Genomic DNA, 999 nt, shown 5'->3' with positions numbered 1-999 from the left:
CGCTGGGCCACCACCTGCCGGCCATCGACCGGCGCGTCGGGCACCGCGCCCGCCAGCCCGGGGGCCGGCCCCGGCTCCAGCGGCGCGCCGCCCGAAGCGGTCCGCAGGGGCACCACATGGGTCAAGCCCCCGTAGCCGCTGGTTCTGAAGCCGGTGGGGCCGAAACCGCCCGGCCGGCTCGGCACCCCGGTGGCGGCCATGGCGGCCGGCGCCATGGCCGGGCCGGCACGCCCGCTGCGTTTGACCAGGTCGCGCAGGTCGATCTGCGGCAGCACGCCGCGCGACAGCAGGAATCGGTTGGCCTCGTCGTAGCCTGCTGCCACCAGTTTGGCCAGCAGGGTGTGCAGCAGGGCTTGGTTGTGCTGCCAGTCGGTGCGGCTCAGGCCCGCGTCCAGCCAGGCGTCCACCAGGCCCTGGGTCACGTTCAGGGCCAGCACCGGGTCGCGCTTGTCCAGCTCGTCGGTCAGCTCCAAGTGCTGCAAGCGCAGCCGCAATTCGTTCAGGGCCTCGTGGCCTTTGTCCACCGCCACCAAGGCCGCCCGCGCCGCCAGAATCTGGCTTTCCACCGCCTCCTCGGCCACCAGGCTCAGCGCCGTACCGTCGTGGCCGTCAGAGGCCGGGGCCACCGGTTTGAGCGACCGGGACAGGCAGGTCCGGCACCGGTCCAGCCAGGCCGGGCCCAGGCGTTGCAGATGCACCCGGGTGTCCTGCAGGCGCTGGCTCGCGTCGCTGTACACCGCTTCGCTGCTCCGCTCCTGCAGGTCGTCCAGCAGACGCTGCAGCACCTGCGGCAGGTCGTCGATCAGGTGGCGCACGAACACCTGCCGGGCCTGGGCGGCCAGGGCAGGTGTTGCGGCCGGGGGCGGGTTCATGGGTGAGAGTATGCCAGCGGCCGCGCGTGCAACGGGCCGCCGCGGGCGCGCATCAGACCGCCGCGCCGGCGTTCGGGTCGTCCGGGTCTTCGGCCTTCTTGGTGGGCTTGATCAGGTCCTCGCGGCG

1 protein-coding gene is annotated in these 999 nt (G+C 73.4%); it reads right to left on the bottom strand.

From position 1 onward, the window contains the following. The coding region (locus HA630_RS02815; RefSeq protein WP_166832246.1) for a DUF1631 family protein at window positions 1-872 on the bottom strand (872 nt) is incomplete at its 3' end. Between the last annotated feature and the right edge of the window lie 127 nt (window positions 873-999).

Source organism: Aquabacterium sp. A08, assembly GCF_011742065.1.
Note: the sequence above shows the minus strand (reverse complement) of the source record. Positions and strands in the feature narration are given on the sequence as shown.